Source organism: Nocardia sp. NPDC057663, from assembly GCF_042799895.1.
Taxonomy (GTDB): Bacteria; Actinomycetota; Actinomycetes; order Mycobacteriales; family Mycobacteriaceae; genus Nocardia.
In genome coordinates, this window is record NZ_JBHVHX010000022.1 from 81,819 (window position 1) to 105,411 (window position 23,593).

The 23,593-nt window shown below is 67.3% G+C and carries 23 protein-coding genes; 16 read left to right on the forward strand and 7 right to left on the reverse strand.

Features of this window, described 5'->3' with window-relative positions; translation table 11 throughout:
• Positions 1-30: 30 nt before the first annotated feature.
• Positions 31-1,029 (forward strand): ABC transporter permease, encoded by a 999-nt coding sequence (locus ACFVAV_RS30570; protein WP_379039045.1) that lies wholly within the window; start codon positions 31-33, stop codon positions 1,027-1,029.
• Positions 1,030-1,049: 20 nt separating this feature from the next.
• Here ACFVAV_RS30570 and ACFVAV_RS30575 read toward each other — a convergent pair whose 3' ends face one another.
• Positions 1,050-1,649: a PadR family transcriptional regulator gene (locus ACFVAV_RS30575; protein WP_379039046.1), complete on the reverse strand. Its 600-nt coding sequence runs from the start codon at positions 1,647-1,649 to the stop codon at positions 1,050-1,052.
• A 119-nt stretch (positions 1,650-1,768) separates the two neighbouring features.
• Between ACFVAV_RS30575 and ACFVAV_RS30580 the strand changes: the two genes are divergently transcribed.
• Positions 1,769-2,185 (forward strand): nuclear transport factor 2 family protein, encoded by a 417-nt coding sequence (locus ACFVAV_RS30580; RefSeq protein ID WP_379039047.1) that lies wholly within the window; start codon positions 1,769-1,771, stop codon positions 2,183-2,185.
• A complete protein-coding gene (locus ACFVAV_RS30585; RefSeq protein WP_379039048.1) occupies positions 2,182-3,003 on the forward strand; it encodes an SGNH/GDSL hydrolase family protein in 822 nt (273 codons plus the stop codon). Before ACFVAV_RS30580 ends, ACFVAV_RS30585 begins: the two co-directional genes overlap by 4 nt.
• 88 nt (positions 3,004-3,091) lie before the next feature.
• Here ACFVAV_RS30585 and ACFVAV_RS30590 read toward each other — a convergent pair whose 3' ends face one another.
• A complete protein-coding gene (locus tag ACFVAV_RS30590) occupies positions 3,092-5,125 on the reverse strand; it encodes an FAD-dependent oxidoreductase (RefSeq protein WP_379039049.1) in 2,034 nt (677 codons plus the stop codon).
• A 309-nt stretch (positions 5,126-5,434) separates the two neighbouring features.
• Here ACFVAV_RS30590 and ACFVAV_RS30595 point away from each other — a divergent pair, with 309 nt between their 5' ends.
• Both ACFVAV_RS30595 and ACFVAV_RS30600 read left to right on the forward strand, forming a co-directional pair.
• Positions 5,435-5,653 carry a hypothetical protein gene (locus tag ACFVAV_RS30595; RefSeq protein ID WP_379039050.1) on the forward strand — a complete coding sequence of 73 codons (219 nt, stop codon included), beginning with the start codon at positions 5,435-5,437 and terminating at the stop codon, positions 5,651-5,653.
• A 58-nt stretch (positions 5,654-5,711) separates the two neighbouring features.
• Positions 5,712-7,544, forward strand: coding sequence for an acyl-CoA dehydrogenase (locus ACFVAV_RS30600; protein WP_379039051.1), 1,833 nt, complete (start codon positions 5,712-5,714; stop codon positions 7,542-7,544).
• Positions 7,545-7,634: 90 nt separating this feature from the next.
• Here the strand turns inward: ACFVAV_RS30600 and ACFVAV_RS30605 are convergent, their stop codons facing one another.
• Positions 7,635-8,426 carry a hypothetical protein gene (locus ACFVAV_RS30605; RefSeq protein ID WP_379039052.1) on the reverse strand — a complete coding sequence of 264 codons (792 nt, stop codon included), beginning with the start codon at positions 8,424-8,426 and terminating at the stop codon, positions 7,635-7,637.
• Between the two features lie 220 nt (positions 8,427-8,646).
• On the opposite strand from ACFVAV_RS30605, the gene ACFVAV_RS30610 reads away from it, so the two are divergent.
• A complete protein-coding gene (locus ACFVAV_RS30610) occupies positions 8,647-9,534 on the forward strand; it encodes a hypothetical protein (protein WP_379039053.1) in 888 nt (295 codons plus the stop codon).
• A gap of 80 nt (positions 9,535-9,614) precedes the next feature.
• Positions 9,615-10,244, forward strand: coding sequence for a TetR/AcrR family transcriptional regulator (locus tag ACFVAV_RS30615; protein WP_379039054.1), 630 nt, complete (start codon positions 9,615-9,617; stop codon positions 10,242-10,244).
• A gap of 79 nt (positions 10,245-10,323) precedes the next feature.
• Here ACFVAV_RS30615 and ACFVAV_RS30620 read toward each other — a convergent pair whose 3' ends face one another.
• Together ACFVAV_RS30620 and ACFVAV_RS30625 are read right to left on the reverse strand one after the other, a co-directional pair.
• A complete protein-coding gene (locus ACFVAV_RS30620; RefSeq protein ID WP_379039055.1) occupies positions 10,324-10,977 on the reverse strand; it encodes a CoA transferase subunit B in 654 nt (217 codons plus the stop codon).
• Positions 10,974-11,720, reverse strand: a complete 747-nt coding sequence (locus ACFVAV_RS30625) for a CoA transferase subunit A (RefSeq protein WP_379039056.1) — start codon at positions 11,718-11,720, stop codon at positions 10,974-10,976. The genes ACFVAV_RS30620 and ACFVAV_RS30625 overlap by 4 nt, the downstream gene beginning before the upstream one ends.
• Before the next feature lie 253 nt (positions 11,721-11,973).
• Here ACFVAV_RS30625 and ACFVAV_RS30630 point away from each other — a divergent pair, with 253 nt between their 5' ends.
• Positions 11,974-12,753 carry an IclR family transcriptional regulator gene (locus ACFVAV_RS30630; protein WP_379039057.1) on the forward strand — a complete coding sequence of 260 codons (780 nt, stop codon included), beginning with the start codon at positions 11,974-11,976 and terminating at the stop codon, positions 12,751-12,753.
• Positions 12,754-12,771: 18 nt separating this feature from the next.
• Positions 12,772-13,980, forward strand: a complete 1,209-nt coding sequence (locus ACFVAV_RS30635) for an acetyl-CoA C-acetyltransferase (RefSeq protein WP_379039058.1) — start codon at positions 12,772-12,774, stop codon at positions 13,978-13,980.
• 23 nt (positions 13,981-14,003) lie between these two features.
• Here the strand turns inward: ACFVAV_RS30635 and ACFVAV_RS30640 are convergent, their stop codons facing one another.
• The gene (locus tag ACFVAV_RS30640) at positions 14,004-14,744 is read right to left on the reverse strand and encodes a helix-turn-helix domain-containing protein (RefSeq protein ID WP_379039059.1); all 741 of its coding nucleotides are present in this window, start codon (positions 14,742-14,744) and stop codon (positions 14,004-14,006) included.
• A 415-nt stretch (positions 14,745-15,159) separates the two neighbouring features.
• On the opposite strand from ACFVAV_RS30640, the gene ACFVAV_RS30645 reads away from it, so the two are divergent.
• The 7 genes from ACFVAV_RS30645 (at position 15,160) to ACFVAV_RS30675 (ending at position 21,582) form a co-directional block, all read left to right on the forward strand.
• Positions 15,160-16,050: an NAD(P)-dependent oxidoreductase gene (locus tag ACFVAV_RS30645; protein WP_379039060.1), complete on the forward strand. Its 891-nt coding sequence runs from the start codon at positions 15,160-15,162 to the stop codon at positions 16,048-16,050.
• Complete coding sequence (locus ACFVAV_RS30650; RefSeq protein WP_379039061.1) at positions 16,047-16,451, forward strand: nuclear transport factor 2 family protein; 405 nt, start codon at positions 16,047-16,049, stop codon at positions 16,449-16,451. The genes ACFVAV_RS30645 and ACFVAV_RS30650 overlap by 4 nt, the downstream gene beginning before the upstream one ends.
• A complete protein-coding gene (locus ACFVAV_RS30655) occupies positions 16,448-17,524 on the forward strand; it encodes a maleylacetate reductase (RefSeq protein ID WP_379039062.1) in 1,077 nt (358 codons plus the stop codon). Before ACFVAV_RS30650 ends, ACFVAV_RS30655 begins: the two co-directional genes overlap by 4 nt.
• Positions 17,521-18,405, forward strand: a complete 885-nt coding sequence (locus tag ACFVAV_RS30660; RefSeq protein ID WP_379039063.1) for an intradiol ring-cleavage dioxygenase — start codon at positions 17,521-17,523, stop codon at positions 18,403-18,405. Before ACFVAV_RS30655 ends, ACFVAV_RS30660 begins: the two co-directional genes overlap by 4 nt.
• 153 nt (positions 18,406-18,558) lie before the next feature.
• Positions 18,559-19,791: an MFS transporter gene (locus ACFVAV_RS30665; RefSeq protein WP_379039064.1), complete on the forward strand. Its 1,233-nt coding sequence runs from the start codon at positions 18,559-18,561 to the stop codon at positions 19,789-19,791.
• Positions 19,792-19,882: 91 nt separating this feature from the next.
• Positions 19,883-20,947, forward strand: coding sequence for a zinc-binding dehydrogenase (locus ACFVAV_RS30670; protein WP_379039065.1), 1,065 nt, complete (start codon positions 19,883-19,885; stop codon positions 20,945-20,947).
• 134 nt (positions 20,948-21,081) lie between these two features.
• Complete coding sequence (locus ACFVAV_RS30675; RefSeq protein ID WP_379039066.1) at positions 21,082-21,582, forward strand: hypothetical protein; 501 nt, start codon at positions 21,082-21,084, stop codon at positions 21,580-21,582.
• Between the two features lie 85 nt (positions 21,583-21,667).
• On the opposite strand, the gene ACFVAV_RS30680 is transcribed toward ACFVAV_RS30675, so the two are convergent.
• Positions 21,668-23,464, reverse strand: a complete 1,797-nt coding sequence (locus ACFVAV_RS30680) for an acyl-CoA dehydrogenase (protein ID WP_379039067.1) — start codon at positions 23,462-23,464, stop codon at positions 21,668-21,670.
• Positions 23,465-23,593: the final 129 nt, after the last annotated feature.

The window sequence follows — 23,593 nt, forward strand, 5'->3', positions numbered from 1 at the left end:
TTTCTGCCCTCGCAAAGGGAGAAACTTCGAATGCTCACAGTCATAGCCCGGCGCGGCTGCGCGACTATCCTCGTGCTGCTCGCGCTCGTTGCGGTGGTGTTCGTGCTACGGCAAGTCTCTCCCGTCGATCCGGCCCGAGCGTTCGTTGGCGACAGGGCGTCCGCCGAGGTCGTCGAGCGCGCACGGCACGATCTCGGCCTCGATCGGTCGCTACCGGTGCAGTACGTCGACTACGTCGAGAAGGCGGCCACCGGCGACTTCGGGCAGTCTGCGGTGACCCGCAGACCGGTCAGCTCCGATATCGCCGAGTTTCTGCCCGCCACAGCGGAACTGGTCATCTGCGGGTTCATGCTGGCCGCACTGCTCGGCTTGCTACTCGGAGTGGCGACTGCACTGCAATGGCCCGGATCGGGCGCCCTTCGATTCGTGCTGATCGGCGGATCGTCGATGCCGATATTCCTCGCGGCGCTGCTCGGAATCCTGTTGTTCTACAAAGAATTCGGAATTCTACCCGCCCTCGGACGCAGCTCCTACAGTGACGCGCCCAACGGGCCGACCGGGTTCTTGCTCATCGACTCGCTGCTCGCCGGCCGACCAAGCGTATTCCTCGACGCCGTCGAACACTTGATTCTTCCGGTCGCGTGCCTGTCCATGGTGCCTGCGGTCGCCATCGGACGGGCGCTCCGTAGCAGCTTGCAGCACACGCTGCGCTCGGACTTCGTTCGCACTGCCCGCGTCAAAGGCATGACCGAGCTACGCGTCGTCGTCAAACACGCGCTGCGGAATTCGGTGAACTCGACTCTGTCGATCGCGGGCATGCAGGTCGCTGCCATGTTCGGCTCCGACATCCTGCTGGAACTGATTTTCGCCTGGCCCGGCATCGGCCTCTACACCGCGCAAGCCATCAAAGCCGGCGACTACACCGCAATCGCCGGGATCACCTTGACACTCGGCGCAATCTACGTCCTGACGAACTTTCTCGTCGACCTCGGTCAAACACTTGCCGATCCCAGGACCCTCGAGGACTGACGGGTGAACGAATCGCGCGGTCACCGGGTGGTGGTCAAGCCTTCGTCGTCGACGGGATCGGACTCGGTCGCACTACGTCGTCGGATGGCGTCCAGGCTGAACTGCGCCCAGCGGATGTTCTCCTGCTCGAAAGCGATGCCGCGCAGCAGGGTCAGGTAGGGGCCGATGCGGGCGGATTCGCTGAGGTAGGCCTGTTCGCTGCGACCGTCGAGCATCCGGGCCCGTGAACGCTCGTAGCGCGCGAGCTTCGCCTCCGCCCAGCCGATTCGTTCGACCAGGACGGCCGCGACGGCGGCGGTGTCGCCGGAATCCATGCCCTGGACCTTGACCAGCATTTCGTCGCGGATGACCGTGGGTTTGGTCGGGTCGGCGATGAATGTGCGCAGAGCTTCCCGCCCGGACTCGGTGATCGAATGGAGCTTTTTGTTCGGGCGTTTCTCCTGCTCGACGACCCGCGCGTCGATGAGGCCGTCCGCCGACATCCGCTCGAGCTCCTTGTACAACTGCTGGGGGGTGGCCATCCAGAAGTTCGCGACCGATGCGTCGAATTCCTTCGCCAGGTCGTAGCCGGACGCCTCGCCTTCCATCAGTGCGGCCAGTACCGCATGTCGTAACGCCATCGACCCAGAATACAGTATTGAACTATTCAATTCGGACACTGGTGCTGCCGCCCTGGACAGGGGTGCCGACGAGGGATAGCCTCAATCTCGTCTACTCAATTATTTGTCTAGGAGGCAGGGTGCATCAACGGTTTCGGGCCGCGGTGGAGTCGCGGAATCTCGACAACGTGGAAGAGTTGCTGGCCGACGATGTGGTGTTCACCAGCCCGGTGGCGTTCGCGCCGTATCCCGGAAGGCCGGTGACAGCGGCGATCCTGCGCGCGGTGCTGCGGGTGTTCGAGGACTTCCGCTATGTGCGTGAGATCGGCGGCGCGGAGGATCGTGACCACGCGCTGGTGTTCGAGGCCACCGTGAACGGGTTGCAGCTGACGGGCTGCGACTTCCTGCACTTCGACGCCGACGGCAGAATCGACGAGTTCACGGTGATGGTGCGCCCGCTCTCGGCCGCCCAGGCGCTGGCTGCCCGCATGGCCGAGCAGTACCCGCGGATCCAGCAGGAAGCCCGGGAAGCGATCGAAAGCAAGGCCTCGGAGTGAGCGACCGGCCCGGGGTCTCGTTCTCCCGCTATGTCGCGCTGGGGGACAGTCAGACCGAAGGGGTCGGCGACGGGACGGACGACACCGGGCTGATCGGCCTCGCCGATCGGCTCGCGGTGGCGATGTCGGAGTCCAATCCTGCTCTGCTGTACGCGAATCTGGCGGTGCGCGGGAAGCTCGCGGGCCAGGTTCGTCACGAGCAGCTCGATGCCGCGCTGGCGCTTCGCCCCGATGTCGCCACGGTGATCGCCGGCGTGAACGACCTGCTCCGGCCGGAGTTCGACGCCGGCGTGGTGGGCCGGCATCTCGAGGCGATGTTCGCGGCCCTGACTGCGCAGGGCGCGGTGGTGGCGACGCTGACGTTCCCCGACATCACCCAGGTCATCCCCGTGACCCGGCCCCTCGGTGCCCGGGTGAGCGCGCTCAACCAGGAGATCCGCGCGGCGGCGCAACGGCACGGGGTCCTGGTGGCGGAAACCGCCGATCACGCGGTGGTCACCGATCCGCGCATGTGGTCCTGGGATCGGTTGCACGCCAGTTCGCTGGGGCACCAGCGCATCGCGGACGCGCTGGCCGAGGTCTTGGAACTGCCGGGATCCGACAGCGCTTGGACCGAGCCGTTGCCGCGAGACCCGGCCCAGCGAGGTGCGGTGGCCGCCGTCGCCACCGAACTGCGCTGGGTGACAGGGTTTTTGGCGCCGTGGCTGCTGCGGCGGATCACCGGCAAGTCTTCCGGTGACGGCCGGGTTGCCAAGCGGCCGTCCCTGGCCCCGGTCGAGGCGAGGACCGGCTCGACCGTTCTGGACTCGCCCGTGTAGGTCTGCGGGTTCGCGAACCTCGATGTGCTCCCGCAGCCGGGAATGCCGGGCCCGTCCCCACCCTCGGTGGTGACGGGCCCGGCGCTGGTCAGATCGTGGCGGCGAGCCGGGTGCCTTGATCAATGGCGCGTTTGGCATCGAGCTCGGCGGCCTTGTCGGCCCCACCGATGAGATGAACGGCTATCGCGCCCTCGGTGATCAGCGAGTCGTACAGGGAGCGGTTCGGTTCCTGGCCGGTGCACAGCACGACGTTGTCGACCTCGAGCACGTGGGATCGGTCCCCGAGGCGGTAGTGCAGGCCCCGGTCGTCGATGCGTTCGTAGTGGGCACCGGCGATCATCTGCACGCCACGATTCTTGAGTTCGGTGCGATGGATCCATCCGGTGGTCTTGCCCAAGCCTGCGCCGACCTTGCTGGTCTTGCGCTGCAGCAGTGTCACCTGCCGCGGAACCGCGTGCCGCACAGCAGACACCAGCCCGCCGCGGTGCTGGTGTTCGACGTCGACGCCCCACCCGGCAAGGAAGGAGGCGATGTCGGGTTCAGCGGCCGGATCCGGTGCGGTGAGGAACTCGGCCACATCGAATCCGATCCCGCCGGCTCCCAGGACGGCCACACGCTGCCCGACAACTGCCTTGTCACGCAGCACATCCAGGTACCCCAGCACCATCGGATGATCGATGCCCGCCAACTCCGCGGGGACGCGGGGGCTGACTCCGGCGGCGATGATCACTTCGTCGAATCCACCGGCAGTCAATTGTGCAGCGGTAGCGGCTGTGTCGAGGTGGACCCGGACCCCGGTCGCCGTCAACCGATGGCGGAAGTAGCGCAGCGTCTCGTCGAACTCGCTCTTGCCGGGGACCTGGCGGGCGATGTTGAGCTGCCCGCCGATCTGGGAGCCCGCTTCGAACAACTCCACCTGGTGCCCGCGTTCGGCCGCGGCGGTGGCAGCCGCCAACCCGGCGGGACCGGCGCCGACGACCGCGAGCCGTTTGCGTCTCGGCGCCGGCCCCAGCACGAGTTCGGTCTCGTGGCACGCGCGCGGGTTCACCAGGCAGGACGTGATTTTGAGGCTGAAGGTGTGGTCCAGGCATGCCTGATTGCAGCCGATGCAGGTGTTGATCCGCTCCGGCGTGCCCGCGGCGGCCTTGTTCACGAAGTCCGCGTCCGCCAGGAAGGGGCGCGCCATCGACACCATGTCGGCATAGCCGTCGGCGAGCAGTTCTTCGGCCTTGTCGGGGGTATTGATCCGGTTGCTGGTGACCAGCGGGATAGAGACCGAGCCCATCAATTTCCGGGTCACCCACGCGTACGCGCCGCGGGGGACCGAGGTCGCGATGGTGGGGATGCGGGCTTCGTGCCACCCGATGCCGGTGTTGATGATCGTCGCACCGGCCGCTTCGATCTGCTGCGCGAGTTCGACGACTTCGTCGAAGGTCGAGCCGTCGGGAACCAGGTCCAGCATGGAGAGCCGGTAGATGATGATGAAGTCCTCGCCGACCGCGGCCCTGACCCGCCGGACGATCTCGACCGGGAACCGGATGCGGTTCTCGTAGCTGCCGCCCCAGCGGTCGGTGCGCTTGTTGGTGTGGGCGGCGATGAACTCGTTGATCAGGTAGCCCTCCGAGCCCATGATCTCCACCCCGTCGTATCCGGCGCGTTGGGCGAGCACGGCGCAGCGCACGAAGTCCTCGACGGTCTGCTCGACCTCGGCGTCGTCGAGTTCGCGTGGCGGGAACGGGCTGATCGGGGCCTGCAGCGGGCTCGGAGCGACCAGGTCGGGGTGGTAGGCGTAGCGACCGAAGTGCAGGATCTGCATCGCGATCTTGCCACCCGCGGTGTGCACGGCGTCGGTGACGACGCGATGGCGCGCTGCCTCGGCTTCTTCGGTCAGCATCGCGCCGCCTGGGTAGGGGCGCGCTGCTTCGTTCGGTGCGATACCGCCGGTGATGATGAGCCCGACCCCTCCGCGGGCCCGCTCGGCATAGAACGCTGCCATTCGCTCGAACCCGTTGGGCGCCTCTTCCAGGCCGACATGCATCGAACCCATCAGCACGCGGTTTCTGAGGCTGGTGAATCCCAGGTCCAGTGGTTGGAGCAGATGCGGATACGCGGTCGTGTTCATCGAGATCTCACCAGTCGTCGTGGGGCTGTTGTCGTTCCGGGCCAGTCGGCCGCGGCCGATGCCGCACCTCTCGTCCCGGGCTTGCCGCAGGACAGGCAGCGGATTTAATTAATCAAATAATTACATGGATCGACGGCACCTTACCGGACTCCAACTAGGTTCGTCCAGCGATCATATAGACAAGTTTTTTAGTAGATGCCGTGATAGATTCTCGACCGCTGACGACGAGCGCCAGCGCAGCTGCCGGTGCATCGGCACCGGCCGGCACGCAGCAGGGGCGCCGCGACCCGACCCATCACCGAGAAAGACATGGACAGCGAACAACTGAAACTTCTCGACCTCGCCCTGGTGTGGCAGCCCTACGGCGGACCGCCCGACGAAGAAATCTTGCTCGCCTTCGGAATCTCGGCTCCACGATTCCGACACCGGATTCGCCGGATCCTCGCCGCGTCCTCGGCCGATCCCATCCTGCGCTGCGCCGCCACGATGCTGCGTTCCTACCTCGACGAGCGTCCGCGCGATCTCTGAACCGACCCCAACGCGACCCACGACTCCCGTCGGCCGCGCCGAAGGAAAGGCAAACACCATGGGACACTACAAAAGCAACGTCCGAGACCTCGAGTTCAACCTGTTCGAAGCGCTGAAACTGACCGGGATCCTCGACTCCGATGCCTACGGCGACCTGGACTCGGACACGGTGCGAACCATGCTGGTCGAACTACGCCGGGTCGCCGAAGGTCCGTTCGCGGATGCCTTCGCCGAAATCGACCGCAACCCACCGACTTTCGACCCGGACACCCACACCGTGCGCCTGCCTGAATCGCTGAAAGAGGCCTACCGTGCCGCGATCGCCGATCCGGAATGGGACAAGATCGGCATCGCCGAGGAACTCGGCGGCACCCCCATGCCGCGGGCGGTGATGTGGGGCCTGATGGAAATGCTGCTGGGCGCCAACCCCGCAATCCACTTGTATGCCAACGGAGCGTGCTTCGGTAACGTCTTCCTGAACAACGCCAGCGAGGAACAGAAGCCGTGGGCCCGCATCTGGGCGCAGCGCAACTGGGGCTCGTCGATGGTGCTGACCGAACCCGACGCCGGATCCGATGTCGGCGCCGGACGCACCAAGGCCGTCGCGCAGCCCGACGGCACCTGGCACATCGAGGGTGTCAAGCGGTTCATCACCTCCGCGGACTCCGACGACCTGTTCGAGAACATCATGCATCTGGTCCTGGCGCGTCCGGAAGGTGCCGGGCCCGGCACCAAGGGCCTGAGCCTGTTCCTGGTCCCGAAGTTCCACTTCGACTTCGAAACCGGTGAACTCGGCGAACGCAACGGTGTCTTCGTCACCGGCCTGGAGCACAAGATGGGTCTGAAGGGTTCGGCGACCTGCGAGCTGACCCTGGGCGGGCACGGCACACCGGCGGTCGGCTACCTCGTCGGCGAGAAGCACGCAGGCATCGCGCAGATGTTCGACGTGATCGAGTTCGCGCGAATGATGGTGGGTACCAAGGCGATCGCGACCCTGTCGACCGGCTATCTCAACGCCCTCGAGTATGCCAAAACTCGGATCCAGGGCGCCGACCTGACGCAGATGACCGACAAATCCGCACCCCGCGTCCCGATCATCCGTCACCCGGACGTGCGCCGATCGCTGATGCTGCAGAAGGCCTACGCCGAAGGGCTACGCGCGGTCTACCTCTACACCGCGGCGCACCAGGATCCCGAAGTCGCACAGCACGTCTCGGGGGCGGACCCGCAACTCGCCGCCCGGGTCAACGATCTGTTGCTCCCGATCGTCAAGGGTGTCGGCTCCGAGCGCGCCTACCAGTACCTCACCGAGTCCCTGCAGACCTTCGGTGGCTCGGGCTACCTGCAGGACTACCCGATCGAGCAGTACATCCGCGACGCGAAGATCGACTCGCTGTACGAGGGCACCACCGCCATCCAGGCGCAGGACTTCTTCTTCCGCAAGATCGCCCGCGATCAGGGCGTGGCCCTGGCCCACATCGCCTCCCAGATCCAGAAGTTCGTCGACAGCGGTGACGAACGGCTGAAGGCCGAACGCGAACTGCTGTCCACAGCGCTCGAGGACGTGCAGGCGATCACCGCGACGCTGACGGGGCACCTCTTCGCGGCACAGCAGAATCCTGCCGAGCTGTACAAGGTCGGCCTCGGATCGGTGTGTTATCTCCTGGCCGTCGGCGACCTGCTGATCGGGTGGCAGCTGCTCACCCACGCCGAGATCGCACTCGCCACGCTCGATGCCGAAACGAGCCCGGCCGATGTCGGCTTCTACCGGGGGAAGCTCGCGGCCGCAGCCTATTTCGCGCGCAATGTCCTGCCGGAGCTGACCGCGACCCGCGCGATCCTGGCGGCGATCGACCTGGACGTCATGACCGCCGACGAGGCGACGTTCTGATCGCTCAGCCGGTGTGTCCGCACCCGCCGATGGATTTGTCGGCGGGTGCGGCAACACCTTCGCGGGTACTCAGGGGTGTGGCTCGCGCCGTCAGGATGTCGCGGCGACGGGTGCCGCGGCGATCAGCCAGTTGCTGAACTCACCGGCGAGGTGCCACTGGTGCTGGTGGATGAGCCTGGCGGGCAGATTGCCGGGGAACTGCACGGTCAGCAGGGCTTCGAGAGTGCCGTCGCGGTCGCGGAATTGGTGCCGGACGCCACCGATGACCAGGCCGTCGTCGAGCACGGCGATGCCGGCGATCTGGACGGGGTAGTCGGGGTCGACGGGGATGGTGAGTGCGTCGGTCCTGGTGTAGTCGACGAGGAATCGCGACGCGGTCGGTGATCCGCCGGTTGTCTCGACGACCTCCTGGCGTCCGTCGGGCAGGCCGCGTAGCAGGTAGTGGTCGGGGCTGGCGTCGACCATGTCGGCTTCGGCGTTGGTGGCGGTCAGGTCGTTGAACCAGGCGGCGAATCGTTCGGCGCAGTAGTGGGGGACTTCGAGGCGGGTGACGGCGTGCTTGGTCCGGCCCCTGCTCGTGGCGACACCGATCCGTGCCATCCGTTCCGAGATGGCCAGGTCTCTCTTGAGCATGGCGTAGATCCCCGCGTGGCCCAGCTCGATCTTCAGTGCGGTCAGGGTGGCACGCTGGATGTCGAGGGGTGCGCCGGCCACCTCGTCGACTGTGCGGTCGGGCAGAAGTTCGGCCATGGCGTGGGGTCCCAGGCGCGAGGCGAACTTCCCGAGCACCGATTCGGCGCGCCGGGCTTCCCACGCGCGCACCTGGTCGCGAGTGATGTTCTCCGCGCCGAGTGTTGTCCGGATTTCGATGGAATCGACCATGGCGGCTCCGCCTCTCGTTAAAGCTATCAGTACTTGCGTTAAATATCCTCGCTGGCGACTATAAACGCAACCTCTCTTGGCGTTAATCATGCCCGAGCTGTTGACATGGCGGCGCGCATCACGGATGCTGTCTTAACGCAAGTATATCTTGCGTTAGATCTCGGCTCCTCGCGTGAGCTTTGACGTCGCGAATGAGCAAGTACCCGAAAGGAATTGGTCAATGTTGACCAGAAGAAGCTTCATGGTGCGTGCGGCTGGGGTAACGGCCGTCGCCACCGCAGCGGCGGCCTCGGCCGGCGCCGGTATCACCTTCGCCGCGCCCGAGGCTCCGGCGGCCGGTGCGGGACTGCGTACCTTCATCGACGGGACGATGGTCGACCAGGCCGAGGTCGTCGAGTGGGAGCGCCGTCGGCTGTCGGTGGCCGCGGCGCGGCTGCGCAAAGACTACGTCGGCCTGCTCGCGGGCGAGCTGGACTCGCTGCTGGCCCGCTTCGCTGTCACCGTCGACGATGTTCCCGCCGCTCGGGCGGCGCTGGCCCGGGCGCGCCTGGCCATCGGCCCGAACGGGTTGCGTGAGCTGCTCGCCGGTGAGCTCGTCGCTTCCGAAGCCGCCGCCCGGACCGGGGTGGCTGCCTCGGGTGGGCGCTGGCAATACGCGATCACCGAAATCGCGAGCGATCGAGGCACCGCGCAAGGCTTCCTGGACTGGTTCGACCGCGCACGCGTGACCGACGATCGCGCGGTGTGGACCGACGCCTGTCCGGACCACTACATCATCGCGACGCTGCCCGACGGCCGTCAGGAGGTGATCGAAGTGACCGGCGGAGCGATGCTGGCCAGCCAATTCTTCGTCGACTACACCGATACAGCGCGGGTGATGGTCCCCTCGGATCCGGCCTACCCTTTCACGGTCACCGGCGTCGCCTCCCTCGCCGACGGTCACATCATCGGCGGCGTCCGCCACCAGTTCCGCGACGAGCCCGGTGGCGGGTTCCGCAGCCAGCTCAAGGTCGCCTTCCCCGCGGCGCTGCCGGAACTGTACATCGCCGAGCACCGGTGGCATCTCGCCTGCGAGTTCGGCAACTGGATCTCGGCGTATCTGCGCTGAGCGCGATGTGTGGTCACCGACCGGCGTGGTCGGTGACCACGCAGACGGCACCTGGGATGGATGTCGAGTAGAACTGGACCATGAACCAACCTGGACGCGGTGTCGACGACGAGTCGCCGGCGACACCCCCGGGTCCGCGCAGGCGGACCGGGGGACGCTCGGCGCGGGTGCGCGAAGCGGTACTGAAGGCGACCATCGAGCAGGTGACCGAGCACGGCATCGAAGGATTGACCATCGGCGATGTCGCGGCACGCGCCGGTGTCGCCGAGACCACGATCTACCGGCGCTGGGGTACCCGCACAGCGCTGATCGCCGAGGCGGTCGCGGAACTGGCGGCGGTCGGTAATCCTGTGCCCGACACCGGCAGTGTGCGGACCGACCTTCGGATGCTCGCCGAGCAAGTCTCCCACCTGATCTCGCGCCCGGGAATCGCGCGGCTGGTGGGGACTGCCATCGCGCTCTCGTCGGACCCCGAAGTGGACGCCGCTCGCCGCCGATTCTGGAACGACCGTTTCGAGCGCAGCTCCCAGATCGTCACGAGGGCGGTCGATCGTGGGGAACTGCCGGCAGCGGTAGACCCTCGTGAGGTTCTCGAAACCCTGTCCGCCCCATTGTATTTCCGGCTCCTGGTGGGTGAGAAGCCCATCGACGATGCGTTCGTCGCGCGCTGCATCGACCAAACCCTGGCCCTGCACGGCAAGCCGGCCTGACCGAACAACGCGCACACCCAGCCCGCAATCCCGCCGATCGTGTCCCCCACCCCCTTCGGCGGGGGCACACGATCGGGAATCACCGGATCGACGTGAGGCCGAGCGCCACGGTGAAGTCGGCCCCGGTGGCTGCTCGAACATCGGATTCGCTGACTCCCGGCGCGGTTTCGACGAGGACCAGTCCCTCGGGGCCGACATCCAGTACGGCCATATCGGTGATGATGCGGTGCACGCAGCGCACTCCTGTCAGCGGCAGCGTGCACTGCTCGACGATCTTGGGTTCGCCACCGCGGGAACGGTGTTCCATCATCACGATGACTCGTTTCGCGCCGTGGACCAGGTCCATGGCACCACCCATGCCCTTGACCATCTTGCCCGGAATCATCCAGTTCGCCAGATCGCCCCGCGCGCTGACCTGCATCGCGCCGAGCACCGCGACATCGACACAGCCGCCGCGGATCATCCCGAACGACTGCGCGGAGTCGAAGTACGAGGCGCCGGGCGCGACGGTGATCGTCTCCTTGCCCGCGTTGATCAGCTCGGGATCGACCTCGTCTTCGGTCGGGTAGGGGCCGACGCCGAGCACGCCGTTCTCCGAATGCAGCACGACGGTGACGTCGGCCGGCAGATAGTTCGGCACCAGGGTCGGCATGCCGATGCCGAGGTTCACGTACTGGCCGTTCCGCAATTCGGCGGCCACTCGGGCCGCCAGTTCCTGGCGTGACCACGTCATGCCCGCACCGTCCTGTTCTCGATTCCGACCTCGACCTTGCCGACATGCACCACGCGCTGCACATGGATGCCGGGGGTGTGCACTTCGTCCGGGTCCAGCTCGCCGGGCTCCACCAGAGTCTCGACCTGGGCGATGGTGATGCGGCCCGCCGCCGCGGCAGGCGGATTGAAGTTGCGCGCGCTGCGCCGGTACACCAGGTTGCCGTGGCGGTCGCCCTTCCAGGCATGCACCAGCGCGAAGTCGGTGACGATCGCGTGCTCGAGTACGTAGGGCACGCCGCCGAAGACCCGGGTCTCCTTCACGGGACTCGCGAGCGCGATGCCGCCGTCGCCGTTGTAGCGCAGCGGCAGACCGCCATCGGCTACCTGGGTGCCGACGCCGGCGGGAGTGTAGAACGCCGGAATGCCCGCCCCGCCCGCCCGCATCCGCTCGGCGAGGGTGCCTTGCGGCGTCAGCTCCACCTCGAGTTCGCCCGCGAGGAACTGGCGCGCGAACTCGGCGTTGGACCCGACATAGGAGCTGGTGGTGCGCCGGATCCGGTGTGCTTCGAGCAGCACGCCGAGCCCGACGCCCGCGGTGCCGCAGTTGTTGCTCACGACCTCGAGATCGGTGGCGCCGTGGGCGAGTACGGCGTCGATCAATGCCTGAGGCACGCCGACCAACCCGAACCCGCCGACCGCGAACGACGCGCCGTCATGAATATCGGCAACGGCCTCCGCGGCCGTCGCAAAGACTTTGTCCATCACATCAGCGATGCTAGACGAAGCGTTCGTATTGCGCACTAATGTTCGTATAGCGAACACTTGCGCTCGGATGCGAGGTGGACGTAGCGTGTTCGCTATACGGACTATCGTTCGCATAGTGAACATTGACTGTCGGCGCAGGCGGCGGCTCGGGCCGGACCGACGCGACGTAGCCTCGGGCCCGGCTCGATGAACCGACGTCCGCCGCGGGTGGACGCCATCGGGCCCACTGGGAGAAGGAGTTACGGCAGCCATGACAGAACCGTCGCCGGATTACGTGCAGTCCCTCGGGCGCGGCCTGGCCGTCATCCGGTCGTTCGATGCCGAGCATCCCCGTCGCACCCTGAGCGAGGTGGCCCACGCGACCGACCTGACCCGGGCCACCGCGCGGCGCTTCCTGCTCACCCTGGTCGAACTCGGCTACATGCGCACCGACGGAAACCAGTTCTGGCTCACGCCACGAGTTCTCGAGCTCGGCTACAGCTTCCTGTCCAGCCTGAGCCTGCCCGACCTGGCCGGCCCACACCTCGAGGCACTGGCGGAGAAGGTCCGTGAGTCGACCTCGGTGTCGATCCTGGACGGTGCCGACATCGTCTACGTCGCCCGTGTTCCGGTGAGCCGGATCATGACCGTCTCGATCAATATCGGCACCCGCTTTCCCGCGTACGCCACCTCGATGGGCCGGGTCCTGCTCGCCGGCCTCGACGCCGACGCGCTCGACGACTACCTGGCGAAAGCCGACCTGACACCCCTCACCGACGCGACGGTCACCACGAAACGGCAACTGCGGGCAGAGCTGGCCCAGGTCCGCGCGGACGGCTACTGCGTCGTCGACCAGGAACTCGAACAGGGACTGCGGTCGATGGCGGCACCCATTCGCGACCGGCACGGAGCGGTTGTTGCCGCGGTGAACATCTCGACCCAGGCGGCCCGCTACACGCTACGCGAGGTCCGCGACTCCCTGATTCCCGCCGTGCTCGAGACCAGCGCCGCGATCGAGCACGACCTCACCCAGATCCGATCCAACACCTGACGCCTACGAGGAAGATTCATGCCCGAAGCTGTTATCTGCGAACCACTGCGCACCCCGGTCGGCCGATTCGGCGGAGTGTTCAAAGACATCGCCCCCCAGGAATTGGCCGCGACCGTGATCACCGAATTGATCGCGCGCACCGGACTCGACGTCGCGACCGTCGACGACGTCATCCTCGGCCAGTCCTCGCCCAACGGCGAGGCGCCGGCGATCGGCCGCATCGCCGCGCTGGACGCGGGCCTGGGCATCGGGGTGCCCGGCATCCAGGTGGACCGGCGTTGCGGATCGGGTTTGCAGGCCGTGCTGCAGGCCTGCATGCAGGTGCAATCCGGGGGCAGTGATCTCGTGCTTGCCGGCGGTGTGGAATCCATGAGCCGCACCGAGTTCTACGCCGACGACATCCGCTGGGGTGTCCGCGGCGACGGCCCGGTCCTGCACGATCGCCTCGCCCGCGCGCGGGTCACCGCCGGGGGCAAGAACTTCCGGGTCGACGGCGGCATGATCGAAACCGCGGAGAACCTGCGCGCCCAGTACTGCATCAGCCGCACGGACCAGGACGCGCTCGCCGTGCAGTCGCACCGACGTGCCATCGCCGCGCACCGCGGCGGCCGCTTCGCGGACGAGATGGTGACTGTCTCTGTGCCGCAACGCACACGGGAACCCCTGCTGGTCCGCGCCGATGAGCACCCGCGTGCCGATGCCGACCTCGACATGCTGGCCCGGCTGCGCCCGATCCGGCTGGCTGCCGATCCCGAGTCCACCGTGACCGCGGGCAACGCCAGCGGCCAGAATGACGGCGCCGCCGTCTGCATCGTGACGACACCGCAGCGCGCGCAGGCACTCGGGCTGCGGCCCATGGCTCGGCTCGCGTCGTGGGCGGTCGCCGGTGTACCGCCTGCCACCATGGGCATCGGGCCGGTCCCGGCCACCGAGAAGGCGCTCGCCCGCCTGGATCTCACGCTCGACGACATGGACGTGATCGAACTCAACGAGGCCTTCGCCGCGCAGACCCTGGCTGTGCTGCGGACGTGGAAGATCGAACCCGACGACCAGCGCGTCAACCCCAACGGGTCGGGGATCTCCCTCGGTCATCCCGTCGGCGCGACCGGCGCCAGAATCCTGGCCACCCTGCTGCACGAACTGTCTCGCAGGGAAGGCCGGTACGGCCTGGAAACGATGTGCATCGGTGGCGGACAGGGATTGGCGGCTGTTTTCGAACGCCTCTGACCCACATGTCCGCCCGGTCGCGGCTAGCTGTCGCGGCCGGGCCGAGCGGGTGGCCGCACAGCGGCGGCGCCGAGGAGATCCAGGGCGTCGATCGCATTCGTCAGGCGGCGGGGCGATTCGGTATCGGTCTCACCGAGCTGTGCGGCGACCCACGCCCGGGTAGGGCCGGACTCGTGGCGGCCCGCGACGAACCACACGCCCCGCGCGGGTTCGTCGGACTGATTGACATACATGTGCGGGCGGGTGGAATCGAAACACAGCGAGTCACCGGCGCCGATCGTGTACCGGTCGAAGTCGAGCAGCAGGGTCAACTCGCCGGTGAACAGGTACGCGTACTCGGTTCCGGAGTGGCGCATCGGCATTCGGTCCACCGAGCTCGCGGCACCTGGGTCATAGGTGACCAGCAGGGCGTCGACACCCGCGTCCGGGTCGACCGCCAGCTTCTCCCACCGGACCCCGTTGGCCATTTCCAGCACAGGGTTGTCCGCGGCGCGTTGAACGACACCGGTGGACCGGTTCGCGGGCGAACCTGCCACCGGTTCCGCGGGTTCGATGCGGCCGTGCTGGATGCCGAGCAGTTCGTCGAGGGAGACCTCGAGACGGTTGACGAGGGCATAGAGGGTACTCACCGACGGCTGGGACTTGTTGTTCTCGATCTGTGAGAGCTGGCTGGCCGAGATGCCCGCCGCCGCCGCGAGCCCACGCAAGCTCAACCCCTGATCCAGGCGTGCCTGCTTCAACGCGGGCCCGATCCTGTCCTGCATCAGTGCACCTCTGTCTACTCGCCGAAACACGTTAACTCTCAGTGAACGCGACGTGTTCACTCTCTTCGAACTGTACCGGCGGCGGGCGGTGTATTGCGAGACCCGGTCCCGACGTGGCGATTCGAGGTGATGCGGGTCTCGGGTTTCGGCGCGACGCGCCGTTGTCCGGTGGGCCTGGGGCCGCCCTCAGGTCTCGACCCATCACTCAATGTTGCGTGGTGGTTGACATCACTCACTGAATGTTTAATGATACTGAACACATTCTCGGTGGCTCTCGCCCCGTTCCCCGTCACCGCCGACGAAGGAGACTCATGTCCTTCCCGCTTGCGCGACTTCGGTCAACCTGCCCGCCTCCGCGCTCAGCGACCGCCCACCGGTTCGCCGCGACGATCTCCGCAGCAGGGGAGGGGCGGCCGTGCTGATCGGATTCGCGGGCCTGGGCCGGATGGGCAGGCCGATGGCCGCACACCTGGCCGCGGCAGGACACACCGTCCTTGCCTACGACCCCCTGGCCGAGCAGGCGCCCGGGCAGGTCACCCTCGTCGACACCGCCGCCACGCTGGCCGCCACTCCGTTGACGATCAGCATGTTGCCCGACGGCGATTCCACCCGCGCCCTCGTCGTCGAGGATCTGCGCAGCGTCGCCTCCGGCCACCTGCACATCGTGATGGGCACCGTCGGCCCCGAGATCGTCCGCGAACTCGCCGGCCTGCCTGGGCTTGCGGTGATCGACGCGCCGGTGTCGGGCAGTGTGTCGATGGCCGAAACCGCCGCCATCACCACGATGGTCGGCGCCACGGCCGAACAGTTCGAGCGGGCCCGACCGGTGCTGGCCACGATGACCGCCGCCCAATTCCACGCCGGCCCGGTCGGCGCGGGGTCGACAGCCAAACTCGCGGTCAACGCGGTCCTGGCGGGACTGAGTCAGGCTGTCGCGGAAGGGATTCTGCTCGCCCAGGCCGGTGATCTCGACCCTGCCACGTTCTACGACATCCTGCGCAACAGCGCGGCGGGCGCGCCCTATGTCGGCTACAAGCAGCAGGCCTACCTCGCACCGCAGGCGACCCCGGTCGCGGCGCCGGTGTCACTCATCCGCAAGGACCTCGGCCTGGCGCTGGAGCTGGCGCACCGCCGCCGACTGACGCTGCCAGGCGCCGAAGCCGCACTGGCCGTGCTCGATGACGCCATCGCCGTCGGGCTCGGCGAGGCGGACATGGCCGAGGTCCTCACCGCGTTGCGCCGCAGCAACCAGCTGGCGCTGCACGAAACCCCTTCCACCCCACAGCAGACAGGAGCACGCTCATGACCGGCGAAACCCTCGCCACCGTCGAGATCGAATCGACGATCCGCTCGCTCGAGGACGCCCGCTACGCGGCCGTGGTGGCCGGTGATATCGACGGCTTCGCCGCCTTCGCCCATCCCGATCTGGTCTACACCCACTCCAACGCCGAGGTCGACACCCTCGACAGCTACCTGGCCAAACTTCGTGCGGGACACTACGTCTACCACCGCATCGACCACCCGGTCGCCCGCATCGTCGTGGTCGGCGACACCGCCGTGGTCTCCGGGGAGATGCACGCCGACATCACCGCCGGCGGGGTGCGCAAGCAACTGGCCAATCGTTCGGTCGCGGTCTGGGTACGCGAAGGCGACCGCTGGCTGCTGCTGGCCTACTGGCCGACCGTCATCCCGGGGGCGGTCCGATGACGGAGTTCACCTATGACGGGTTGCCCGGCCGGGTCGCGTTCGGCGCCGGTGCCGCGCGGACCCGGCTGCTCGGCGAACTGGATCTGCTCGGGGCTCACCGCGTTCTGGTCATCGCCACCGATGCCGAGAACGGCATTGCGACCGCGCTGTGCGCGCCGTTCGCCGACCGGGTGGTCGCCACGTTCTCCGAGGTTCGCCCGCACGTTCCGGTCGAGGTCGCCGAGCTCGCCCGCAAAGCAGCGATCGAGGCCGAGGCCGATGTGGTGCTGTCGGTGGGTGGTGGGTCGACCACGGGTACGGCCAAAGCCGTGGCCCTGACGACCGGGCTGCCGATCGTCGCCGTGCCGACGACCTACGCCGGTTCCGAAGTCACTCCGGTATGGGGCATGACCGAAGGGGGTCGCAAGACCACCGGCACCGACCGGCGGGTTCTTCCGAAGACGGTCGTCTACGACCCCGAGCTGACGGTGTCTCTGCCGGTGGAACTCTCCGTCGCCAGCGGTCTCAACGCGGTGGCCCATTGTGTGGAAGCATTCTGGGCGCCGCGGCGTAGCCCGGTGTCCAGCGCGGTCGCCGAGGACGGCATCCGCCACCTCGTCGCAGGACTGAACACGATCGCCGCCGACCCGAGCGCTCAGGCCGGTCGCGGTGCGTTGCTGTTGGGCGCCTATCTCGCCGGATCGGCGTTCGCGGTGGCCGGTTCGGGGCTGCACCACAAGATCTGTCATGTGCTGGGTGGTGCGTTCGATCTGCCGCATGCCCAGACACACGCGATCGTCCTTCCTCATGTGCTGGCCTACAACCTGCCCAACGCCGAGGAAGCCGCCGACCGGATCGCGCGGGCCCTGGGCCGCACCGACATCGTCGAGGCGTTGCGCGAACTCGGTGACGGGCTCGGTGCCGGCGGAGGTCTGCGTGAGCTCGGCATGGACGAGTCCGGCATCGACGACGTGATCGAGGACATCGCGGCCATCGCACCCGCCGACAATCCGACCCCGGTCACCGCGCAAGGCCTGCAGGCCATTCTGCACGGTGCATGGGCCGGATCCGACCCGACGGGGTCGACGAGATGAGCATCGACAACACCGTCGCCACCGACCGCGAGCACGCCGTCACCGCCGAGGTGCTCGCCAGCTTCGACAAAACCCCCGACCCCCGGTTGCGTGACGTCATGGGAAGCCTCGTGCGGCACCTGCACGCCTTTGCCCGCGACATCCGACTCACCCCGCCGGAATGGGAGGCGGCGATCGAATTCCTCACCCGCGCAGGGCATATCACCGATGATCGGCGCCAGGAGTTCATCCTGCTCTCCGATGTCCTCGGGCTGTCCATGCTGACCGTCGCCATCAACGAAGCCGCCGCGCCCGGCGCCACCGAATCGACCGTGTTCGGTCCGTTCTTCGTCGACGACGCCCCCGAGATTCCCCTCGGCGGTGACATCGCCCGCGGTGCACCAGGTTGTGCGTGCTACGTCTCCGGCCGGGTCCGCTCGGTCGGCGGCGAACCGATCGTGGGCGCGCGGATCGAAGTGTGGGAAGCCGACGCCGACGGCTTCTACGACGTCCAGTACGCCGACGGCCGCTCGGCCGGTCGCGGCTGGCTGCGGTCCGGCGCGGACGGCGGGTACCGGTTCTGGTCGGTATTGCCCGCGCCCTATCCGATTCCCCACGACGGTCCGGTCGGCGACCTGCTGACCGCGACCGCGCGCGGCCCGATGCGTCCGGCGCATCTCCATTTCATGGTCACCGCACCGGATTTCCGGCCATTGATCACGCATATCTTCCTCGCGGATGACCCCTACCTGGACTGTGACGCGGTGTTCGGTGTGAAGGAGAACCTCGTCGTCGAGGCCGTGCATCACACCGACACCCCCGCCCCCGACGGTTCCCATCCGCAGGGCGGCTGGACGAGCATCACCTTCGACCTGGTGCTCGCACAAGCCGACGGCCACTAGCGCGCTCGCCGGCGACACTCGGTACATCCAGTCGCGTTCTGGCGAGCCATGCCTCGGTACCGATTCCACCCCCGCGGGAACGACCGTTTCCCGCGATTCGAAGATCACCGCTGCCCGGGCACGACCCCAGCAGCTCACACTGGAGGTACAACGATGCGACGTACTCGTTGGATCGTGCTCGGCGGGTGTTTCCTCGCCTACCTGTTCGATGCCCTGGAGATCGTCCTGCTGTCCATGGCGCTACCGTCCATCCGCACGGACTTGGGCCTGACGATCACCCAGGGTGGGCTCCTCGCCACCGCCACCCTGGTCGGCATCGGCGTCAGCAGCGTCCTCGGCGGTTATGTGGCCGACAACTTCGGTCGCAAGAAGGCCCTGATCGCCTCGCTGGTCACCTTCGGTGCCTTCACCGCCGCGATCGCGGTCGCCCCGAGCTTCGAGATGTTCCTGGTGCTGCGGTTCCTGGCCGGTATCGGGCTGGGCGCGGTGTGGAGCGTGGTCTCGGCGTATGTGGTCGAGACCTGGCCGGAGCAGCACCGCGGCCGTGCGGCCGCCTTCGTGATCAGCGCCTTCCCCGCCGGCGGCGCCATGGCCGCCACCATCTCCGGCTGGTTCCTGCCGGACTGGCGGCTGATGTTCCTGGTGGCGGGCACCGCGGTGGTACTGCCTCTGGCCATCGTTGTGATCTTCTTCTCCGAATCCGCCAGCTGGGCAGCCCAGAAGGCCGGCAATGCCGGCGATGTCGTCTCGGTGCGCGATGTCCTGGGCTCCTCCCTGCGTCGCCGAACCCTGCTCGGCACCCTCATGGCGGCCCTGGCGCTGTTCGGCTACTGGGGCGCGATGACCTGGCTGCCCACCTACCTGACCACCGAGCGTGGTCTGGCGTCGACGTCGGTCGCAGTGTTCGTCACCATGGTGAATCTGGGAATGTTTGCCGGCTACAACGGATTCGGCTTCCTCGCCGACCATATCGGCAGGCACCGCACGATCATCATCACGTTGCTCGGCGTCACGCTGACACTGCCGATCTACGCACTCACCACCGATCTGACCGCCCTGCTGTGGCTGGGCCCGCTGTTCGGCGCGTTCACCGCCTTCTTCGGTTTGTTCGGCTCCTACCTCGGGGAACTGTTCCCGACCCGGGCCCGGGCTACCGGCGCGGGATTCTGCTTCAACGTCGGACGCGGAGTGTCGGCGCTGGCGCCGTTCGCCCTGGCCGGGCTGGCCACGAGTATCGGATTCCAGGGCGGCCTCGTCCTGTGTGCCGGATTCTTCGGACTCGCGGCGCTGGTGGCGGCGTTGCTTCCCCGCAGCAGCGGTGGCGTCGATGACATTGTCGTCCAGCGAAGTTCAGATCCCCGAGACGACGCACCCGCCACGGTGTGACTCCGCTGATCCGGGCCGCCCGCGTGGTCGGCCCGGATCCGTTGCCCGCCGCCGCAATCCTGACCACCCTCGCGACGAGAAAGGCACCGCTGTGCCATCGACAATGCAAGCCGCCGTCTACTACGGATCCCGCGACATCCGGATCGAGGAGGTCCCCACCCCTGTCCCGGGCGTGGGGGAGGCGCTGGTGAAGGTGCTGCGCTCGGGAATCTGCGGCACCGATGCCGCCGAGTGGACCGCAGGGCCGAAAACCTTTCCCGTGCACCGCCGCCACCCGCACAGCGGTCACCTCGGACCCATCATCCCCGGCCACGAGTTCGTCGGCGAGATCATCGAAGCCGACCCGAGCTCCGGCCTTGTCGCGGGCACGCTGGTCGCCAGCGGTGCCGGTGTGTGGTGCGGTGCTTGCCGGCGCTGCGCCGAAGGCCGCACCAATCAGTGCACGCGGTACCGCACTCTCGGACTCAATGTCCACGGCGGCATGGCCGAATACGTGGCCGTCCCGACGAAGACACTGCGCCCGTTGCCCACCGGACTGTCGGTGGACCATGCCGGGCTCGCTCAACCGCTCGCCGTCGGCATCCACGCGGCCCGACGCGCCGGCGCCCGCGACGGCGACCGCGTGGCGGTGATCGGTGCCGGGGCGATCGGCTCCTTCGTGCTCGCCGGTCTCCGATACCTCGGCGACTTCGACATCACAGTCATCGACTTCCCCGGTGGCCGCCTGGACCGGGCGACTCGACTGGGAGCCGACCGCACCCTTGTCGCGTCTCAGGGCCTCGCCGCCGAAATCGCCGATGCGCTCGGCACCAAACCCGACGTCGTCATCGAAGCCAGCGGCGCGCCGGGGCAACTGGCGACGGCTCTGGAGATGGTCGTCGACGGCGGACGAGTCCAGGCTGTCGGAATCCCGAAACAAATGCCTGCGCTCGATCTGCACTCGATGATCTTCCGCGAAATCACGCTCGATACGACGCTCGCCCACGTCTGCGATACGGACCTTCCTGCCGCCCTGGACATCCTGGCTGCCGCACCGAATCTTGGTGACGAATTCGCCGAGAGCCCAGTCGGACTCACCGAATTGGGCGCATCACTGGATCGTCTGGCCGCCGGCAAGGTGGATGGAAAGGTATTGATCAGCCCGTCCGGTCGGTGACGCACCGTCGCCGGTCAGACGGCGGTGGGCTATTACCTCTGGCGCCCTCGGGACCACATCGCCGTCACCGCGTCGACACCCGGCGCCGCAGAGGCGTCAACTGACGCTGTGCCGCACGGCTATCATCGGCGAATGTGCAGCTACAGGTGAACGACCTCTACGGCGGGGTGGTGGGTACGGTGCTCGCCAGTGTCATGCTGGCGGCTGTTCCGGCGGATCAGACGCCGATGTACGCGGCGGCGTGGATCGTGGTGGGTGTGGCCATCGCGGCGGTCACGCGCAGCTACGGCCAGCACGTGTCCACGCACCAGGCCGGGTCGAGGTCGGGGTTCTGGGTCGACCTCGGTCGCAGCATGCTCACCGGGATACCGATGGTCATCGCGTGCGTGCCGACGCTGATCGTGCTGTTGCTCGCGCATTTCGCGGGGTGGAGCGACGACGTCTTCCATCCTGACGGGTCGGTGACGCCCGGTTACACCACGGTGGCGCTGGGCCTCAATGCTGCGATCCTGTTCGGCTGGGGCGTGGTGGCGGCGCGGGTGGGCGGATACTCCCGATGGGGTGCCTGCGGGGTCGGCATCGCCAACACCACCCTCGGACTGGTGGTCGTCGTACTCAACGTCATCCTCAATTAGCCCATTCGGCAACCGGTGCTGGTCACGTTCGCACGAAATACGGAATGAACAGAATGTGAAAGTGCGGCAAGGTCTGATCCGAGGGTCAGAACCAGTTTTCGTCGGTGTCGAGGGTGGTGCGGTCCAGCTCGGCGAGCAGGTCCAGTTGTGGTGCGGTCTTGGGCAGTTCGTAGTGGAAGTAGTAGCGGGCAGCCGCGCGCTTGCCGTCGTAGAAATCGCCGTCCTTGCCGACGGTAGCGAGTTCCTGCTCGAGCCAGATCCAGGCGACCACGATGTGCCCGAATGCCTCGAGGTAGACGGCGGCATTGGCCATGGCCGCGGCCGGGTCTCCCGCGGCGAACATGGCTGCGGTGACGGCGAGTAGTCGCTGCCATGCGGCGTCGAGTCGCTCGGCATGCTCGCCGGGTTGTCCGCCTGCCCCGCGGGCGGCGGTCACGGTGCTCGCGATGTGCTCGCTGAGCAGGAGCAGCGAGGCGCCGTCGTGCTGGATCACCTTGCGGCCGAGCAGGTCCAAGCCCTGGATACCGTGGGTGCCCTCGTGGATGGGGTTGAGCCGGTTGTCGCGGTAGTGCTGTTCGACGTCGTATTCGCGGGTATAGCCGTAGCCGCCGTGGACCTGGATCGCCAGATTGTTGGCTTCCAGACACCACTGCGACGGCCAGCTCTTGGCGACGCCGGTGAGGATCTCCAGAAGCCGGGTGTGCGCGCGGGCGGCCTCGGGATCGGTGTCGGTGCGCTCGAGATCGATGAGCCGGTTGCAGTACAGCAGCAGCGCCAGCGCGCCCTCGCTGTAGGCTTTCTGCGCCAGCAGCATTCGCTTCACATCGGGGTGTTCGATGATCGGGATCTGCGCGGTGGCGGGGTCCCTGGTCGTGAGGGCGCGGCCCTGGTGGCGGGTGCGGGCGTACTCGACGGATTTGAGGTAGCCGGTGTAGCCGAGGGCGGTGGCGCCGAGGCCGACACCGAGGCGAGCCTCGTTCATCATCGTGAACATGTAGGACAAGCCACGGTGTGCCTCGCCGACGAGATAGCCGACCGCACCGGGTGATCCGTCGGGCGTGTGGCGGCCTTCGCCGAAGTTGAGCACGGTGTTGGTGGTGCCCCGGTAGCCCATCTTGTGGTTGAGCCCGGCCAGCACGACATCGTTGCGCTCACCGCGAGACCCGTCGTCGGCGACGAGGAACTTGGGCACGATGAACAGCGAGATGCCTTTGGTGCCCGCGGGTCCGCCGGGGATCTTCGCCAGCACCAGATGCACGATGTTCTCGGTCAGTTCGTGATCACCGCCGGAGATCCACATCTTCGACCCGAACAGCCGATAGGTGCCATCGGCCTGCGGCTCGGCGCGGGTGACGATATCGGCCAGCGAACTGCCCGCCTGGGGTTCGGACAGGCACATGGTGCCGGTGGCGGTTCCCTCGATCATGGGGTGGACGAACCGCTCGATCTGGTCGGCACTGCCGTGCGCCGCGATCAGATTCGCGTTGCCGATGGTCAGAAACACATAGGCGGTGGTGCCGACGTTGGCGGCCTGGAACCAGCTCATGCCCGCGGCCTGCACGGTCGCGGGCAGTTGCAGCCCACCCAGGGCCTCGTCCATGCCCGCGCCGATGAGGTTGGCCTTGGTGAACGCTTCGACCGCCGCGCCCACCTCCGGGATCATGGTGACCGTCGTGCCGTCGAAGGTGGGTTCGTGGCTGTCGTTGCGCTTGTTGTGCGGGGCGAAGTAGCGCGTCGCGATGTCCTCGCACAGCTCCAGGAAACCGTCGAAGGTCTGCTTGGAGTGTTCGGCGAACCGCGGGGACCCGGTGAGGTCCTCCACTCGCAGCCATTCGTAGAGCAGGAAGTCCAGATCCCGGCGGGAGATCAGGTTCGAGCGCACGGTCGTCCTCTCCGGGGCGTCCGCCTCGGACGGCGGCCCCTGTGCTGTCGGCACCAAGCTACCGACGATCTGTCAGTGGTTCAGGAGGAACTCGCCACGGGGTCGGCGCCCGCGGTGAGACCAGGGGTC

Coding starts and splice junctions, on each gene's coding strand:
- ACFVAV_RS30570 (WP_379039045.1), top strand. CDS start 31: ATGCTCACAGTCATAGCCCGGCGCGGCTGCGCGACTATCCTCGTGCTG.
- ACFVAV_RS30575 (WP_379039046.1), bottom strand. CDS start 1,649: ATGGCGTTACGACATGCGGTACTGGCCGCACTGATGGAAGGCGAGGCG.
- ACFVAV_RS30590 (WP_379039049.1), bottom strand. CDS start 5,125: ATGAACACGACCGCGTATCCGCATCTGCTCCAACCACTGGACCTGGGA.
- ACFVAV_RS30595 (WP_379039050.1), top strand. CDS start 5,435: ATGGACAGCGAACAACTGAAACTTCTCGACCTCGCCCTGGTGTGGCAG.
- ACFVAV_RS30600 (WP_379039051.1), top strand. CDS start 5,712: ATGGGACACTACAAAAGCAACGTCCGAGACCTCGAGTTCAACCTGTTC.
- ACFVAV_RS30605 (WP_379039052.1), bottom strand. CDS start 8,426: ATGGTCGATTCCATCGAAATCCGGACAACACTCGGCGCGGAGAACATC.
- ACFVAV_RS30610 (WP_379039053.1), top strand. CDS start 8,647: ATGTTGACCAGAAGAAGCTTCATGGTGCGTGCGGCTGGGGTAACGGCC.
- ACFVAV_RS30615 (WP_379039054.1), top strand. CDS start 9,615: ATGAACCAACCTGGACGCGGTGTCGACGACGAGTCGCCGGCGACACCC.
- ACFVAV_RS30620 (WP_379039055.1), bottom strand. CDS start 10,977: ATGACGTGGTCACGCCAGGAACTGGCGGCCCGAGTGGCCGCCGAATTG.
- ACFVAV_RS30625 (WP_379039056.1), bottom strand. CDS start 11,720: ATGGACAAAGTCTTTGCGACGGCCGCGGAGGCCGTTGCCGATATTCAT.
- ACFVAV_RS30630 (WP_379039057.1), top strand. CDS start 11,974: ATGACAGAACCGTCGCCGGATTACGTGCAGTCCCTCGGGCGCGGCCTG.
- ACFVAV_RS30635 (WP_379039058.1), top strand. CDS start 12,772: ATGCCCGAAGCTGTTATCTGCGAACCACTGCGCACCCCGGTCGGCCGA.
- ACFVAV_RS30640 (WP_379039059.1), bottom strand. CDS start 14,744: ATGCAGGACAGGATCGGGCCCGCGTTGAAGCAGGCACGCCTGGATCAG.
- ACFVAV_RS30650 (WP_379039061.1), top strand. CDS start 16,047: ATGACCGGCGAAACCCTCGCCACCGTCGAGATCGAATCGACGATCCGC.
- ACFVAV_RS30655 (WP_379039062.1), top strand. CDS start 16,448: ATGACGGAGTTCACCTATGACGGGTTGCCCGGCCGGGTCGCGTTCGGC.
- ACFVAV_RS30660 (WP_379039063.1), top strand. CDS start 17,521: ATGAGCATCGACAACACCGTCGCCACCGACCGCGAGCACGCCGTCACC.
- ACFVAV_RS30665 (WP_379039064.1), top strand. CDS start 18,559: ATGCGACGTACTCGTTGGATCGTGCTCGGCGGGTGTTTCCTCGCCTAC.